This window comes from Streptomyces lacaronensis, assembly GCF_047337785.1.
GTDB lineage: Bacteria > Actinomycetota > Actinomycetes > Streptomycetales > Streptomycetaceae > Streptomyces > Streptomyces lycopersici.
Genome location: NZ_JBLHDK010000003.1, coordinates 8,980,786 through 8,995,003, shown reverse-complemented (window position 1 = coordinate 8,995,003; position 14,218 = coordinate 8,980,786). Strand labels below are relative to the sequence as shown.

Below are 14,218 nucleotides of genomic sequence, written 5' to 3'. Positions count from 1 at the left end.
ATTTGATTCGACTGCTCGGCTGACTGACTGCTGACCGCTGGGTGTCACGACCGCCCGGTCACGGCTGTCACGGCGCCCTCGCACCGCGGCACCACCCTACTGCGCACGGCGATCACGGTGCTCCCGCGTCGCCGCCCACCGCCGCGTCCCCGCCGCGGTTGCCGGAGTTCTCCTCGCGCGGCACCAGTCCGGCGAAGTCCCCGGTGTCGCCGAGCCGGACGAGGAAGGGGCGGGTCGGGGTGTACCGGATCGCGGTGACCGAGCAGGGCTCGACCGAGATCCGCTGGAACAGATCGAGATGGAGTCCGATGGCGTCCGCGACCAGCGCCTTGATGATGTCCCCGTGGGAGCACATCAGATAGACCGCGTCGGCGCCGTGCTCCCGCTCGATCCGGGCGTTCCAGTCGCGCACCGCCTCGACCGCGCGCGCGTGCATGGCGCGCATGGACTCGCCACCGGGGAAGGCGGCCGCGGACGGATGCTGCTGGACGATGTTCATCAATGGTTCATCGGCGAGCTCGGCCAGCTTCCGGCCGGACCAGTCGCCGTAGTGGCACTCCCCGATCCGGTCGTCGGGGTGCAGCGGCAGTTCGGGGCGGGCGGCGAGCAGCGGGGCCAGGGTCTCCCGGCAGCGCTGCAGTGGGCTGGTGACGGCGGCGGCGAGTGGCAGTCCGGCCAGTCTGCCGGGCAGCGCCGCGGCCTGGGCCGTACCGCGCTCGTCGAGGGCGACACCGGGTGTCCAGCCCGCGAGGACGCCCGCGATATTGGCGGTGGACCGGCCGTGCCGTACGAGGATCAGCATGGGCATGGCTGCCACCCTACGACCCCTCCGGCGCCGCTCAGCGGGGATGCGCACCGATCCCGTGCAGGGGTCCCCTGTGCCGATCGGCATCACGCGAGGCACAATGCGCAGCGTGATCGTGGATTGTGCCATCTACCGGGACGGGGCCCGCACCGAGGGGCCCGCCGACTTCTCCGACGCCCTGGACGAGGCGCGCGCGAGTGGGGACGCCTTCTTGTGGATCGGCCTGCATGAGCCGACCGAGAAGGAGTTCGAGCTGGTCACCAGCGAGTTCGGACTGCATCCGCTGGCCGTTGAGGACGCCCTGTGCGCCCACCAGAGGCCGAAGCTGGAGGTCTATGACGATTCGCTGTTCCTGGTGCTCAAGCCGGTGCAGTACGACGACAAGGCCGGGACGGTCACCGCGGGTGAGCTGATGGTCTTCGTCGGTGACTCCTTCGTGGTGACCGTAAGACACGGCGAGGCCAATCCGCTCGGCTCGGTGCGCGACCGGCTGGAGAAGATGCCCGAGGTGCTCCAGCACGGCCCTACGGCGGTGATGTACGCGGTCTCCGACGCGGTCGTGGACCACTACCTGGACGTGGCCGACGATCTGCACGGGGACCTGGAGGAGCTGGAGACGGAGGTCTTCGCCCCGAACGCGGGCGCCGGGCAGAACACCGCCGGGCGGATCTACGCCTTCAAGCGCGAGGTGATGGAATTCCGCCGCTCGGCCGGGCCGTTGGGGGAGCCGATGGAGCGGCTCACCGGCGCCGGGGTGCCGTTCGTGCACGAGGGCTCCCGGCCGTTCTTCCGCGATGTCAGCGACCATCTGACCCGGGTGAACGAGCATGTTGAGGGGCTGGACCGGCTGCTGTCGGACATCCTCTCCGCCCATCTCGCGCAGATGGGCGTGCGGCAGAACGACGACATGCGGAAGATCTCGGCGTGGGCGGCCATGGCCGCGGTCCCGACGATGATCGCCGGGATCTACGGCATGAACTTCACACACATGCCGGAGCTGAAGCAGCCCTGGGGATACCCGGGGGTGGTCGTGCTCATGGCCGGTGTGATCGCGGTGCTGTACCGCTGGTTCAAGCGGCGTGGGTGGCTCTGAGCGGGGGTCTCAGGGCTCCGTCAGACGAACTCGGGCGCCTCGGGCGCGCCGGAAGCGCTCTTCGCCGGTCCGCCCAGCGCGTTCCGCCGCTCGGGCATCCGCAGTGATACCATGCGCCGCCAGCCGCCCAGCCGCTCGTATGTGTGCAGGGCGTGGATCCCGGCCGCGAGCAGCGCGGACTTCGGCCCGGGCCAGCCGAGGAGGCGTCCCATGTGGGCCATCACGGCCAGGCTGACGTCCCGGTAGACCTCCGTCTCGACGAGCGCGCTCTCCCGCAGGGTCCGCTGGATGGTCCGGCCGTACCCGTCGGCGGCCAGACGCAGCAGCTCCTCGTGGCAGTAGGCGAGGTGGTTGTCCTCGTCATCGGCGATCATGCGCACCGCGCGGCCGAGGTCGGGGTGGTCGCCGAAGTACCTGCGCAACATCATCATCTGGGCGGAGGCGCGCTGTTCGGTGACCCGGCTGTGGGCGAGGTAGATCACGATGTCGTGCTCGGTCAGCGGCTCGTCGCGGCGCAGCTTGTCATGGGCGAGGCCGATGCCGCGCGCCTCCAGGAGCATCGTGTAGTCGGTCTCGCGCGGCACCTCCATGGGCTCCAGACCGCGCTTGCGAAGCAGGGCGTTGAAGATCCGGCCGTGTTTGTCCTCGTCGGCGCCATGGCGGGCGATCTTGGGCGCGAGGCCGCGGCGGCTCTCGGGCACCAGAGCGGCGATCCGGCCGTTCTCCCAGCCTCCCTGGGCCTCCCCGCTGGCCGCGACGGAGCAGAAGAGCCGGAACGACTCGTCGTTGTCGAGGATCTCCTGGAACACGCTTCTCGCCGAGAGCATCGCCGCCACCTCCGTGCGCTGGTCGTGCGCAGTGGTGCGCAGAAAAAGTCAACGGCCCGGTGGGGGCGGTGGCAACAGCTGGGACACCCGGCTCGGCCGAACGGGGGATCCCTCCGTACGCCGGGTCCGCGTAACCCCCGGGCGGCGGAGGCGTTGTGCTGGATGACGGCCGTGGCGGGGAAGACCCCCGAGCCCCCACCACGGCCGCAGAACTTTCCCGGCGCCACGTTCCCGGCGCCACGTTCCCGGCGCCACGTTCCCGGCGCCACTTTCCCGGCGCCACGTTCCCAGCGCCGCGCTTGGCTCGGCTCTTACGCGAGCCCGGCCCGCTCCAGGGCCTCGACGCCCGCCCGCAGCCCGGCGAGCCGCTCCTCCAGCGTGAAGCCCGCGGGCGTGAGCGACAGGGTGGTGACCCCGGCCCCCGCGTACGCCTGCATGCGGTCGGCGATGCGCTCGACGGGGCCGAGCAGCGCGGTGGAGTCGATCAGCTCGTGGGGGACGGCCGCGGCGGCGCCCTCCTTGTCCCCGGAGAGGTACTTCTCCTGGATCTCGGCGGCCTCCTTCTCGTACCCCATGCGCTGCGCCAGCTTGTTGTAGAAGTTCTGCTTGGCGCTGCCCATACCGCCCACGTAGAGCGCGGTGTACGGGCGGAACTGGTCGGCGAGGCCGCGGACGTCGTCGCCGAGGGCCATCGGGACGGTGGGCACCACATCGAAGCCCTCGAGGTCCTTGCCCGCCTTCTCGCGGCCCGCTCGCAGCGAGCTGAGGGTGGTCTCCTCGGCGTGCTCGGGATCGTAGAACAGGACCAGGGCGCCGTCGGCGATCTCGCCGGTCTGCTCCAGGTTCTTCGGGCCGATGGCCGCGATGTACAGCGGGATGTACTCCCGCACCGGGTGCACGGTGAGCTTGAGGGGCTTGCCGGGGCCGTCGGGCAGCGGCAGGGTCCAGTTCTGGCCCTCGTGGGTCAGCCGCTCGCGCGACATCGCCTTGCGGATGATCTCCACGTACTCGCGGGTGCGGGCGAGCGGCTTGTCGAACCGCACCCCGTACCAGCCCTCGGACACCTGGGGGCCCGAGACGCCGAGCCCGAGGCGGAAGCGGCCGCCGGAGAGGGTGTCCAGGGTGGCGGCGGTCATCGCCGTCATGGCGGGGGTGCGGGCCGGGATCTGGAAGATGGCGGAGCCGACGTCGATGCGCTCGGTCTGCGCGGCGACCCACGCGAGCACCGTGGCGGCGTCCGAGCCGTAGGCTTCGGCGGCCCAGCAGACGGAATAGCCGAGCTTGTCGGCCTCGCGGGCGACCGCGAGGTTGTCCGCGTCCATTCCGGCGCCCCAGTAGCCGAGGTTGATGCCGAGCCTCATACCGCACCCCTTACTGATCAGTAACGTCGCTGTTCCGGGGACTCTAGCGCGCATGGCCCCGATACGTCAGGGGTGGGTTATCCACAGGCTGCCACGTGGCGCTTTGCGGCCAGTAATCTCGACGTTCATGGAGCTAAGGCACCTCGGCCGCACGGGCCTGCGCGTCTCCCGCCTCGGGCTCGGCACGCTCACTTGGGGGCGGGACACCGACGAACACGACGCCGCGGATCAGCTCAAGGCGTTCTGGGAGGCGGGCGGGACGCTTGTCGACACCGCGGATGTGTACGCGGACGGCGGCGCCGAATACCTCCTGGGGCAGCTGCTGGAGGGGTTACTGCCCCGGCGCGACCTCCAGATCGCGACCAAGGCGGGCAGCGTGCCCGACCCCGACCGCCGCTTCGACGCCTCGCGCGGCCATCTGCTGGCCGCGCTGGACGCCTCGCTGGAGCGGCTGGGCACGGACTATGTCGACCTGTGGCAGGTGCACGCCTTCGACCCGTTCACCCCGCTCGAGGAGACCCTTCAGGCGCTCGACATCGCCGTGAGCAGCGGGCGGGCCCGCTATGTGGGGGTGTCCAACTTCAGCGGCTGGCAGCTCGCGAAGGCCGCCACCTGGCAGCTGGTCTCCTCGGGAGCGCACACCCGGCTGGCCAGCACGCAGATGGAGTATTCGCTGCTCCAGCGCGGTGTGGAGCGCGAGGTGCTGCCCGCCGCGCTCGACCTGGGCGTCGGGCTGCTGCCGTCCTCGCCGCTCGGCCGCGGTGTGCTCACCGGCAAGTACCGCCATACGACGCCCGCCGACTCGCGCGGCGCCTCCGAGCTCGCGGCGTTCGTCGAGCCGTATCTGGACGAGGAGGCGAGCCGGATCGTCGAGGCGGTCGCCATAGCCGCCGACGGCCTGGCGACCACCGCGCTCAATGTGGCCCTGGCCTGGGTCCGCGACCGCCCGGGCGTCACCGCCCCGATCGTCGGCGCGCGCAACGCCCAGCAGCTGAGGGCGGCGTTGTCGGCGGAGCCCCTTAGTCTTCCGGACGAGATCTGCCAGGCGCTCGACGATGTGTCGGCGCCCGTGCACCGCTATCCCGATCAGGACTGGAGCACGCTGTGAGTACCGACCGCCTCGCCGGCGACGCCGCACCCGCGCCCGAGGAGGCCGACCCGAGTTCGCCGGAGCCGGCCGGCACCGGGGCCGGCGCGCCGGGTGACCTGGGCGCCCCCGCCACCGCCGGGACGGATCCGGACCAGGCCCCGGGCGACCGCAGCGAGGCCGCCCCCGCGGGGGCGGACCCGGACCAGGCCCCGGGTGACCGCAGCGAGGGCGACGCCGCGGGGGCGGACCGGAACGACGCGGGGGCGGCCGCGGCCGCCGGACAGGGCGGGGCCGACGAGTCGGGGGCTCCCGGCGCCGGAGCGAACTCCCACGGCGCCCGAGGCACCGACGGCGAACAGCCCCCGGCAGGCGAGGCCGACGGGCCCGGAACGGGTGAGCAGGCCCCGTCCGCCGGGCAGGGCACATCCGGCGCGGGGTCGGGCCAGGGCTCTGGGAACGCGGAAGCGCCGGGTCCAGGCGAGGCGAGCGATGGCGTGGGAGCAGGTGCTCCCACGTCCGCCGGGCAGGACGCGTCCGGCGGCGCCGCGGAAGGCTCCGGCGGTGGGGACAAGGGGCGGCGGTCGGCGGCGGCTGAGGCGTTGGCTGCTGCCGTGCGGGCCGTGGAGAGCGGTGAGCGGTCGGCGGCGTCGTTCTTCAACGACGCCCCGGCAGCGCGTCCGGCGGCGCCCGCCGCCCCCGCGGCCCCCCGTGAGCGGGCCCGTGCGGCGGCCCCCACCTCCGCGCCCGCTCCCGTACGGCCGTCGTCGGCCCGTCCGGCGCGTGGGCCGGGGGCCGAGATCCCCGGCAGTGGCGACGTCCGGGAGGTGCTCGCGGCGGGCGGGGCCCCCGAGACCCTGGCCGGGAAGGTCGCCGAAACGCTCGGGGAGCACGCCGCCGAGGCCCTGCGCGAGGACCCCTGGCAGCTGCTCGCCGTGCCCGGCGTACGCCCGGACCAGGCGGACGGCTTCGCCCGCTCCCTGCTCGGCCCGGCCTGCGAGCCCGGCGACGAGCGCCGTGCGCTGGCGCTCACCGGCTGGCTGCTGGAGCGCGCCGCCCTCGAGGGGCACACCGCGCTGGAGTCGTCCGCGCTGTGCGACGCGCTCGCCAAGGCGTCCGTGCCGGACCCGGACGAGGCGCTGCGCACCGCGATCGCGGAGGGCGTGGTGCTGGTCTTCCAGGACGCGCTCGACACCCCGGCCGGGGCCCGTCCCCGGGCGGCCGAGGACGAGGACGCCGAGCAGCCGGTGCGGGTGCTGCTGGGGCTGGACCGCTATGCCCTGGCGGAGGAGAGCCTGGCCGACGGTCTCGCCCGGCTGGCGAGCACCTTCGCCCCCGCACAGGACGGCGAGGCGCCCGTGGGGGATGCCGAGTGGGAGGGCGCGGCCGCCGCCGCGCCGTCCGCCTCCGCCGCGGAGCTCATCCGTACCGTCGCGGCCCACGGCCTGGTCACCCACAGCGGTGGCGAGGCGGCGCGCGCCGAACCGGCGGCGCTGGTCGCCGCCGCCCGTGCGATGGGCCTGCGGGCCTACGCGGCCGCGCACACCGAGGACGGCAGGCGGCGGCTGGCCGCCACACTCAGCGAGGCCCCGGGCACCGGCCCCGACGCGGGTCCGGAGGCAGGCCCGGAGGCAGGCCCGGACGCGGGCCCGGAGGCAGGCCCGGACGCGGGTCCGGAGGCAGGCCCGGACGCGGGCCCGGAGGCCGCCTCGGCGGCCGTCACGGTCGCCGGGCTGCTGGCCGACGCCGACGGTCCCGGACGCGACGAGGAGGGCGCGCTGGCGCTCGATCTGCTCGCCGTGCTGGACGCCCCGCAGCTCGACGTGGAAACGGCCGCGATGCTGGTCGAGTCGCTGCCGGACGGCGCCCGTCTGGTGCTGAGCGGGGACCCCGGGGTGCTGTGGTCGGCCGGTCCCGGCCGGGTCTTCGCGGACCTGGTGGCGGCCCGCCGCTGCCCGCAGGTCGTCTCCCGCACCCCCGACCCGGGCCCCATCGGCGAGCTGGTCTCGGGCATCGGGATCGGCGAGCTCAGCCAGGTGGAGGCGCCCGGCAAGGAGGTCGTGATCGTGCCCGTGCGGGACGCGGGCGAGGCGGTGCACCGCACCGTGCAACTCGTCGCCGACTCGGTGCCCCGTGCGATCGGCGTCCCGCCGGAGCAGACCCAGGTGATCACCCCGGGCCACGGCGGCGCGGCCGGCACCCGCGCGCTCAACGCGGCCCTGAAGGACCGCCTCAACCCCGGCCCCGGCCGCTTCGGCGGCTTCGACCCGGGCGACCGTGTGGCGTACACCCCGGCCCCGGGCCGTACGGTGCCGGGCACCGTGGTCTCGGCGGACGCCGAGGGGCTGCGTCTGGACTGCGCGGGCACCCCGGTCGTGGTGCCACGCGAGGAGGTCGGCGAGCTGGTGCGGCACGGCTGGGCCCTCACCGCGCACCAGGCGGCGGGAGCGCGCTGGCCCGCGGCCGTGGTGGTGCTGCCGGGCGACGCCACAGCGGGGCTGACCCGGGCCTGGGTCTACACGGCCTTCGGCCGCGGTGAGCGCCATCTCTCGGTGGTGCACGGCGCGGATGCGGCGCTGCCGCGAGCGGTGGCGGAAATCCCCTTCAAGGACCGCACCACCCGCCTGCGCGCCCTCCTCCAAGCCCAGGTCCCACCCGCGCCCACCGGCTGACCGACGGCCCGCGACGGGCGCTGCCGCGCGACGGACCCCGCCCCGTGACGGGCCTCCAGCACGCCCCCGGCCCGGGATCGCCCGGTCTCACGACCAAGCGTTCCGGGGCCGGGGTACGGAGCCGAGTGACCCGGTTCCGGGCGGCCCGAAGCCACCGCCGGGCCCGAGCCGCCCGGAACCGAGCAATCCGAGGGCAAGCGGCCCCGGGCCAAGCGGCCCGGAACCCCAGACCTCAGCTGCCCGGCTCCAGGACCTCCAGATCGTCCTCGTCCTCGTCCTCGAGCTCCTCGTCGTCCTCGAGCTCCTCGTCGAAGACCGAGCTCATGTCGAAGCGGCACACGACCATATGCGGATCCGCCTGGTCGAAGGGGGCGGAGAGCCACTCCCCCGGCTCCGGGGCCTCCTCGGCCGCGACCACCCAGAGCGTCGAGTCGCCCTCCTCCAGGCCGAACTCCTTGTGCCGAGAGGCGATCTCGTCCGGCTCGAACTCGCCGAAGACCACCCCCAGGGCGGTGTGCACGCTCTCCCCGGCGGCCGCCCCGCCGCCCTGCTTGTCGTTCCCCGTGTCGATGTCCGGATCCAGGTCGGCGATCCGCTGCGCCTGCGAGAGCAGTCGCTGCGGCTCGGCGACGACGTAGTCCCTGCGGATCAGCACGCTCAGCGCGCTCGGCTCCTCCGGCCCGGTGTAGGCGGGGAGACGGTCGTCACCAGGGATCTCGAAGGGCGTCACCTCGTCGTAGGCGTCATAGAGCAGCTCGTCGTAGACCTCGGCTGCCGCGGCCAGTTCGTTGAACGCGGCGTAGACGGCCGGATCGCCTTCCCCCGACCGGCGTTCGACAGCATCGAGGTGACGATCCAGTGCGGCTTTCACCGCTTCGGCGGCGGCACGTACCTCGGCAGCGGATGGCTGCGCAGCATCAGACATAGTGCAGACGCTATCCGTAGCAGGGCAGTTCCCGCACAATAGATGCGATGCCGGAATACGAATTCTGTGATGTGTATGTGCCGCGCGGCGTTTCCCGCAAGGCCACTACCCGCCTGCTCACCGACCATGCCGAGTACGGACACTGGGAGTTGGATCGCTTGAGACTCAACCCCGACGGCAGCCGCAGAGTGCGATTGCGGCGCCGGATCATCCGCCAGCTCCGGGCGACCTGGTAGCGGACCGGGACATGACCGGGCGGGCCCCGCCGACCGCGGGGCCCGCCCGGAGTGACGCCACCGTCACCCGGCGTATGGGAACCGGTGTGTGACGCGTGGCGTGTGAGGTGCGGTGCACGGTGTGTGGTGCGGTGCGGCCACCGCCCGGCACCTGTCAGCGCCCATCAGCGCGAGGTGTGATCAGCGCTGCGCGGCGCGGGCCCGGCGGTAGAGCACCGTACCCGCCAGCAGCATGCCCGCGGCGGCCGGAATGGCCAGCTCGACGGGGCCCGCGCCGGTCTGCGCGAGCTGCTCCTTGCTGCCAAGGTTCGCGGACGGGTCGAGGCCATGGGCTCCCGTGTGCTCGGCCTGGTGGCCCTGTGAGGAGTGTCCGGGCTGCTCCGAGCCACCACCGGGGTTCGAACCCCCCGGGTTGCTCGGGTTACCGGGGTTGCCCGGGTTCCCGGGGTTGCCCGGGTTCCCAGGGTTGCCCGGGTTCCCAGGGTTGCCCGGGTTCCCAGGCTGACCCGGATTTCCGGGGTTCCCCGGGTTTCCGGGGTTGCCAGGGTTACCCGGGTTCCCGGGGGTGCCAGGGTTTCCGGGGTTGCCAGGATTGCCGGGGTTCCCAGGATTCCCCGGGTTGCCGGGCTCCCCCGGGTTCTCCGGCACCGCCGGCACCGTCTCCCCGCAGTCGCCGCCGTCACTGCTGTTCCCGAACCCGACCGCGCTGACGTTGTTCCCGCACACATTGACCGGAACGCCGATCGGGGCCTGGATGTTGTTGCCGGAACCGATGCCCGACGAGCCGCTGCTGCCGCCCTGCGCCTGCGAGCCGCCGGACTGCGAGCCGCCACCGCCGGACGAGCCACCCGAGCCACCGCCGGACCGGTCGCCGCACCCTCCCCCGCCGGCGCCGTTGAAGACACCGACGACGCTGACCGTGTTTCCGCACAGGTTCACCGGCACACGCACCGGGACCTGGATGTTGTTGCCCGAGACGACGCCCGGCGAGTACGCGGCGCCACCGTCGGCGCCCGACCCCGCCGCATGGGCATAGCCGCCGGTCACGGCGAGAACGCCGCTGGCCGCGGCTACGGTGATCAGGCCCTTTTTCGCAACCTGTCGCATAACTGTCTGCTCCCCTAGCCTTCCGTCCCGGACGGAGCGCGCGCGGGCGATCTCGCCCGCACCCCCATCCCCGAGCGGCCCCGGAGCGCGCACACTCCGAAACCGCCCGGGATCACACCCCGGTGGACCGTGACCCGATGTCACGTGATCGATGCGGTAGTTGCCGAAGGCGGGGCACAGCACCACCCCCTTGTCGGCATCGCGGCCCGGTTACGGGCCGCACACACCATGTAACGAGGAGGGAGCAATCAAGCTATCAAGCTACGACACCATTCACCCTTTTTGGTCCCTTCGGTATGTGTGATCGATTAAGCCGATCGTGTCAGCCTCTCAGCGGGCCCGGCAGCCCCCTCGGCCCGCGCCCTCAGCAGGCGTCCAGGAACCGGTCCAGCACCCGCACACCGAACTTCAGCCCGTCCACCGGCACCCGCTCGTCGACCCCGTGGAACATCCCGGCGAAGTCCAGCTCCGGGGGCAGCCGCAGTGGCGCGAAGCCGAAGCAGCGGATGCCGAGGTCGTCGAAGGACTTCGCGTCCGTACCGCCCGAGAGGCAGTACGGCACGGCGCGGGCGATCGGGTCCTCGGCCTTCAGTGCCGACTGCATGGCGTCCACCAGCGCCCCGTCGAAGGTGGTCTCCAGCGCCTTGTCCGCGTGCACGTCCTCCCGCTTGACCCGCGGGCCGAGGATACGGTCGAGGTCGGCCAGGAACTCCTCCTCGAACCCCGGCAGGAAGCGCCCGTCCACATGCGCCGTGGCCTGTCCCGGAATGACGTTGACCTTGTAGCCGGCGCTGAGCATGGTCGGGGCGGCGGTGTTCTGGAGCGTGGCCCCGATGATCTTCGCGATGCCGCCCAGCTTGGCGAGCGTCTCGTCCATGTTCTCCGGGTCGAGCGGGGTGCCGAGCGCGTCGGACAGCTCGTCCAGGAAGGACCGTACGGTCTTGGTGACCCGCACCGGGAACTTGTGCCGCCCGAGCCGCCCGACCGCCTCGGTCAGCTCGGTGATGGCGTTGTCGTTGTTGGTCATCGAGCCGTGACCCGCGGTGCCGTCCACCGTGAGCCGCATCCAGTGCATGCCCTTCTGCGCGGTCTCGATCAGATAGAGCCGCAGCTGCTCGTTGACGGTGAAGGAGAAGCCGCCGACCTCGCCGATCGCCTCCGTCACGCCCTCGAAGAGCTCGGGGTGGTTGTTGACCAGGTGCTTGGCCCCGTAGACCCCGCCCGCCTCCTCATCGGCGAGGAAGGCCAGCACGATGTCGCGCGGGGGCTTGCGGCCGCTGCGCAGCCGCTCCCGGACGACCGCGAGCGTCATCGCGTCCATGTCCTTCATGTCCACCGCGCCCCGGCCCCAGACGCAGTCGTCCGCGATCTCGCCGGAGAAGGGGTGGTGGGTCCAGTCCTCGGCGTTGGCCGGTACGACGTCGGTGTGGCCGTGGATCAGCAGCGCGGGGCGGGACGGATCCTCCCCCTCGATCCGTGCCACGGTCGACGCCCTCCCCTTGTGCGACTCGAAGATCTTGGGCTCGAGCCCCACCTCGGCCAGCTTCTCGGCGACGTACTCGGCGGCCGCGCGCTCACCGGGGCCGGAGTGGTCGCCATAGTTACTGGTGTCGATCCGGATCAGGTCACGGCAGAGGTCGACCACCTCGTCCTCGCCCTTGACCGTCCCGGTCGTCGTCGCGCCCGAAAGCGACTCACTCACGATGCCTCCTCGTCGTTGCGCTGCCGCGGAACGCCCTGCCACGGCGCCCCGCGGCAGGGGTCACCCGCCCATCCTCCTCCGCTCGCCCGCCCAGCCCAAGGCGGCAATGCCGCCGTCATGCCCCCGTCACACAGCCCGCCCACCCAGCACCCCCGGGGGCACGACCGGCCGTGATCGAGCACGTCCCGATGTTTGCTATGGTTTTCCATGTCGGAACGGCCACGGGCCGACCGACAGACACCTGGTCCGGGTGGCGGAATGGCAGACGCGCTAGCTTGAGGTGCTAGTGCCCTTTATCGGGCGTGGGGGTTCAAGTCCCCCCTCGGACACGGACCATATCCCCAACTTGTGCGGGTCGAGTGCTGCCTCGGCCCGCATGAGCTGTTTTCCGGGCTCGTAGGTCAGCTTGGGCCCGAGATTCCGGTGGACCTCGGCCTTGTGACCGGCTGAGCGGGCCTGGACCTCGGCGGTCCACTGAGCGACGAGTTTCGGGTCTGTACCTGCTTCCAGGGCTTCGCGGTAGAGGGCGAGCCTGGTGTCGCATTCGGCGATCACCCGTCGATGACATGTCAACTTCAAACAAGCGGTGACTCGAGAAGGGCCGTCAGTTCAGGGATTTCTGGATTCAGGATCGCCTGTATCATCGGGCCATGCTGACCATCGCCCCGGACGTCGAAGTGCTGGCCCGCTTCGGCCGTGCGCTCGCCGATCCGATCCGCTGCCAGTTGCTGCTCGCGCTGCGCGAGGCGCCGGCCCATCCCTCCGATCTCGCCGCCGTGCTCGGCATCTCTCGCACCCGCCTGTCGAACCATCTGGCCTGCCTGCGGGACTGCGGGTTGGTCGTCACCGTGCCGGTGGGGCGCCGTGTCCGCTACGAGTTGGCCGACGAACGGCTTGGACACGCGCTGGACGACCTGCGTGCGGCCGTGGTGGCGGTCGCGGCCGATCGGACCTGCCCGGACGCGGAGACGGAAGGCTGCTGCTGATGACCGCGATATCCCTCGGGCCGTCCGCGGTCCGTCGTAACGCGCTCACCCGCCGCATCCGCCTGCTGGTCGCCGCGACGATCACCTACAACGTCATCGAGGCCATCGTCGCCATCACAGCAGGGACGGTCGCCTCCTCCACCGCGCTGGTCGGCTTCGGCCTGGACTCGGTCATCGAGGTCTCCTCCGCGGCGGCGGTCGCCTGGCAATTCTCCGCAGGCGAGCACGCGGTGCGCGAGGCACGGGAGAAGACCACACTGCGGATCATCGCCGTCTCCTTCTTCGCCCTCGCCGCTTACGTCAGCGTCGACGCCGCCCGCGCGCTGGCCGGGTCCGGCGAGGCCGACCGCTCGATCACCGGCATCGTCCTCGCTGCCCTCTCGCTGATGATCATGCCCTTCCTGTCAGCCGCCCAGCGCCGCGCGGGGCGCGAGCTCGGTTCCGCGTCCGCGGTCGCCGACTCCAAACAGACCCTGTTGTGCACCTACCTCTCCGCCGTCCTGCTGGTGGGCCTCGCCGTCAATGCCACGCTCGGCTGGTCCTGGGCCGATCCCATCGCCGCCCTCGTCATAGCGGCAGTGGCGCTCAAAGAAGGCCGGGACGCCTGGCGCGGAGAAGGCTGCTGCGCCGCCCCGTCCACCGCCGTGGGTGACGTCTCGCTCCGGGCGGAGGCCGACCGCGCATGCCGACCCGGATGCGCCTGCTGCTCCCTGCGGCGGGAGGCGGACAGATGACCGGTTGGGCCGTGGCGGCATTCGCCCTTTACGTCGGGTGGGCCGGGGCCGCGTTCGGCGTCCGTGCCGTCCTCCAGCACCGACGTACCGGGGACGCCGGATTCCGCGGCGTCCCCGGTCGCCCCGGGACCGCCGCATGGTGGGCCGGAGTGCTGTTCGTCCTGGCTTTGCTCGGCGGAGCCGCGGCCCCGCTCGGCACGCTCGCCGGCCTGCCGGAGCTCCCCGGCACTCGCGCGGCACCGGTTCAGTGGACCGGGCTCGGCATCGCCCTGGCCGGTATCGCGGCGACATTCGCCGCCCAGACCGCCATGGGCGCCTCCTGGCGGGTCGGCGTGGACGCGGGCGAACGCACCGAGTTGGTCACCGCCGGCCTTTTCGCCCACGTGCGCAACCCGGTCTTCACCGCGATGACCGTCACGGCGGCAGGTCTGGGGCTGATGACGCCCAACCTGATCGCCGTGACGGCCCTCGCGGGGGTGATTCTGGCGGTGCAATCGCAGGTCCGTGCGGTCGAGGAGCCCTGTCTCAGGAGTGTGCACGGCGCCGCCTACGCCACCTATTCCTCACGCGCCGGGCGATTCCTGCCCGGCATCGGCAGACGGCGTATCCGCGGCGTCTGACCCTTCAGTGACGGCCCTCAAAGCTTGGGCAAGTCGACAACGGTCACCGGTGCCGCCTTTGGC

Annotated in this window: 13 protein-coding genes and 1 tRNA gene; 8 read left to right on the top strand and 6 right to left on the bottom strand. The window is 72.3% G+C overall.

Features of this window, described 5'->3' with window-relative positions; translation table 11 throughout:
- Positions 1-112: 112 nt before the first annotated feature.
- Complete coding sequence (locus ACMTAK_RS38825) at positions 113-808, bottom strand: histidine phosphatase family protein (RefSeq protein WP_413810489.1); 696 nt, start codon at positions 806-808, stop codon at positions 113-115.
- A gap of 97 nt (positions 809-905) precedes the next feature.
- On the opposite strand from ACMTAK_RS38825, the gene corA reads away from it, so the two are divergent.
- Positions 906-1,898: a magnesium/cobalt transporter CorA gene (gene corA / locus ACMTAK_RS38820; RefSeq protein ID WP_413810488.1), complete on the top strand. Its 993-nt coding sequence runs from the start codon at positions 906-908 to the stop codon at positions 1,896-1,898.
- Between the two features lie 20 nt (positions 1,899-1,918).
- Here the strand turns inward: corA and ACMTAK_RS38815 are convergent, their stop codons facing one another.
- On the bottom strand, positions 1,919-2,725 hold the full coding sequence (locus tag ACMTAK_RS38815) for a ferritin-like domain-containing protein (protein WP_413810487.1): 807 nt from the start codon (positions 2,723-2,725) through the stop codon (positions 1,919-1,921).
- Positions 2,726-3,036: 311 nt separating this feature from the next.
- Positions 3,037-4,086, bottom strand: coding sequence for an LLM class F420-dependent oxidoreductase (locus tag ACMTAK_RS38810; protein ID WP_413810486.1), 1,050 nt, complete (start codon positions 4,084-4,086; stop codon positions 3,037-3,039).
- A 127-nt stretch (positions 4,087-4,213) separates the two neighbouring features.
- Between ACMTAK_RS38810 and ACMTAK_RS38805 the strand changes: the two genes are divergently transcribed.
- Both ACMTAK_RS38805 and ACMTAK_RS38800 read left to right on the top strand, forming a co-directional pair.
- Positions 4,214-5,194 (top strand): aldo/keto reductase, encoded by a 981-nt coding sequence (locus ACMTAK_RS38805; RefSeq protein ID WP_413810485.1) that lies wholly within the window; start codon positions 4,214-4,216, stop codon positions 5,192-5,194.
- On the top strand, positions 5,191-7,845 hold the full coding sequence (locus ACMTAK_RS38800) for a helix-hairpin-helix domain-containing protein (RefSeq protein ID WP_413810484.1): 2,655 nt from the start codon (positions 5,191-5,193) through the stop codon (positions 7,843-7,845). The genes ACMTAK_RS38805 and ACMTAK_RS38800 overlap by 4 nt, the downstream gene beginning before the upstream one ends.
- A gap of 232 nt (positions 7,846-8,077) precedes the next feature.
- Here ACMTAK_RS38800 and ACMTAK_RS38795 read toward each other — a convergent pair whose 3' ends face one another.
- Entirely contained in the window at positions 8,078-8,770 is a 693-nt protein-coding gene (locus tag ACMTAK_RS38795; protein ID WP_413810483.1) for a hypothetical protein, read from the bottom strand.
- Between the two features lie 47 nt (positions 8,771-8,817).
- Here ACMTAK_RS38795 and ACMTAK_RS38790 point away from each other — a divergent pair, with 47 nt between their 5' ends.
- A complete protein-coding gene (locus ACMTAK_RS38790; protein WP_014059547.1) occupies positions 8,818-9,006 on the top strand; it encodes a DUF5703 family protein in 189 nt (62 codons plus the stop codon).
- A 180-nt stretch (positions 9,007-9,186) separates the two neighbouring features.
- Here the strand turns inward: ACMTAK_RS38790 and ACMTAK_RS38785 are convergent, their stop codons facing one another.
- On the bottom strand, positions 9,187-10,113 hold the full coding sequence (locus ACMTAK_RS38785; protein WP_413810482.1) for a chaplin family protein: 927 nt from the start codon (positions 10,111-10,113) through the stop codon (positions 9,187-9,189).
- 364 nt (positions 10,114-10,477) lie between these two features.
- Positions 10,478-11,815 carry a M20/M25/M40 family metallo-hydrolase gene (locus ACMTAK_RS38780; RefSeq protein WP_413810481.1) on the bottom strand — a complete coding sequence of 446 codons (1,338 nt, stop codon included), beginning with the start codon at positions 11,813-11,815 and terminating at the stop codon, positions 10,478-10,480.
- Positions 11,816-12,059: 244 nt separating this feature from the next.
- Here ACMTAK_RS38780 and ACMTAK_RS38775 point away from each other — a divergent pair.
- The 4 genes from ACMTAK_RS38775 (at position 12,060) to ACMTAK_RS38760 (ending at position 14,155) form a co-directional block, all read left to right on the top strand.
- Positions 12,060-12,144, top strand: a tRNA-Leu gene (locus ACMTAK_RS38775).
- A gap of 321 nt (positions 12,145-12,465) precedes the next feature.
- Positions 12,466-12,801, top strand: coding sequence for an ArsR/SmtB family transcription factor (locus ACMTAK_RS38770; protein WP_413810480.1), 336 nt, complete (start codon positions 12,466-12,468; stop codon positions 12,799-12,801).
- Positions 12,801-13,535 (top strand): cation transporter, encoded by a 735-nt coding sequence (locus ACMTAK_RS38765; protein WP_413810479.1) that lies wholly within the window; start codon positions 12,801-12,803, stop codon positions 13,533-13,535. The genes ACMTAK_RS38770 and ACMTAK_RS38765 overlap by 1 nt, the downstream gene beginning before the upstream one ends.
- Positions 13,532-14,155 carry a methyltransferase family protein gene (locus tag ACMTAK_RS38760; protein ID WP_413810478.1) on the top strand — a complete coding sequence of 208 codons (624 nt, stop codon included), beginning with the start codon at positions 13,532-13,534 and terminating at the stop codon, positions 14,153-14,155. The genes ACMTAK_RS38765 and ACMTAK_RS38760 overlap by 4 nt, the downstream gene beginning before the upstream one ends.
- The last annotated feature ends 63 nt before the right edge of the window (positions 14,156-14,218 follow it).

Bases quoted from the DNA above. Each gene is read 5' to 3' on its own strand.
- ACMTAK_RS38825 (WP_413810489.1), bottom strand. From the start codon at position 808: ATGCCCATGCTGATCCTCGTACGGCACGGCCGGTCCACCGCCAATATC.
- corA (WP_413810488.1), top strand. From the start codon at position 906: ATGCGCAGCGTGATCGTGGATTGTGCCATCTACCGGGACGGGGCCCGC.
- ACMTAK_RS38815 (WP_413810487.1), bottom strand. From the start codon at position 2,725: ATGCTCTCGGCGAGAAGCGTGTTCCAGGAGATCCTCGACAACGACGAG.
- ACMTAK_RS38810 (WP_413810486.1), bottom strand. From the start codon at position 4,086: ATGAGGCTCGGCATCAACCTCGGCTACTGGGGCGCCGGAATGGACGCG.
- ACMTAK_RS38805 (WP_413810485.1), top strand. From the start codon at position 4,214: ATGGAGCTAAGGCACCTCGGCCGCACGGGCCTGCGCGTCTCCCGCCTC.
- ACMTAK_RS38795 (WP_413810483.1), bottom strand. From the start codon at position 8,770: ATGTCTGATGCTGCGCAGCCATCCGCTGCCGAGGTACGTGCCGCCGCC.
- ACMTAK_RS38790 (WP_014059547.1), top strand. From the start codon at position 8,818: ATGCCGGAATACGAATTCTGTGATGTGTATGTGCCGCGCGGCGTTTCC.
- ACMTAK_RS38785 (WP_413810482.1), bottom strand. From the start codon at position 10,113: ATGCGACAGGTTGCGAAAAAGGGCCTGATCACCGTAGCCGCGGCCAGC.
- ACMTAK_RS38770 (WP_413810480.1), top strand. From the start codon at position 12,466: ATGCTGACCATCGCCCCGGACGTCGAAGTGCTGGCCCGCTTCGGCCGT.
- ACMTAK_RS38765 (WP_413810479.1), top strand. From the start codon at position 12,801: ATGACCGCGATATCCCTCGGGCCGTCCGCGGTCCGTCGTAACGCGCTC.
- ACMTAK_RS38760 (WP_413810478.1), top strand. From the start codon at position 13,532: ATGACCGGTTGGGCCGTGGCGGCATTCGCCCTTTACGTCGGGTGGGCC.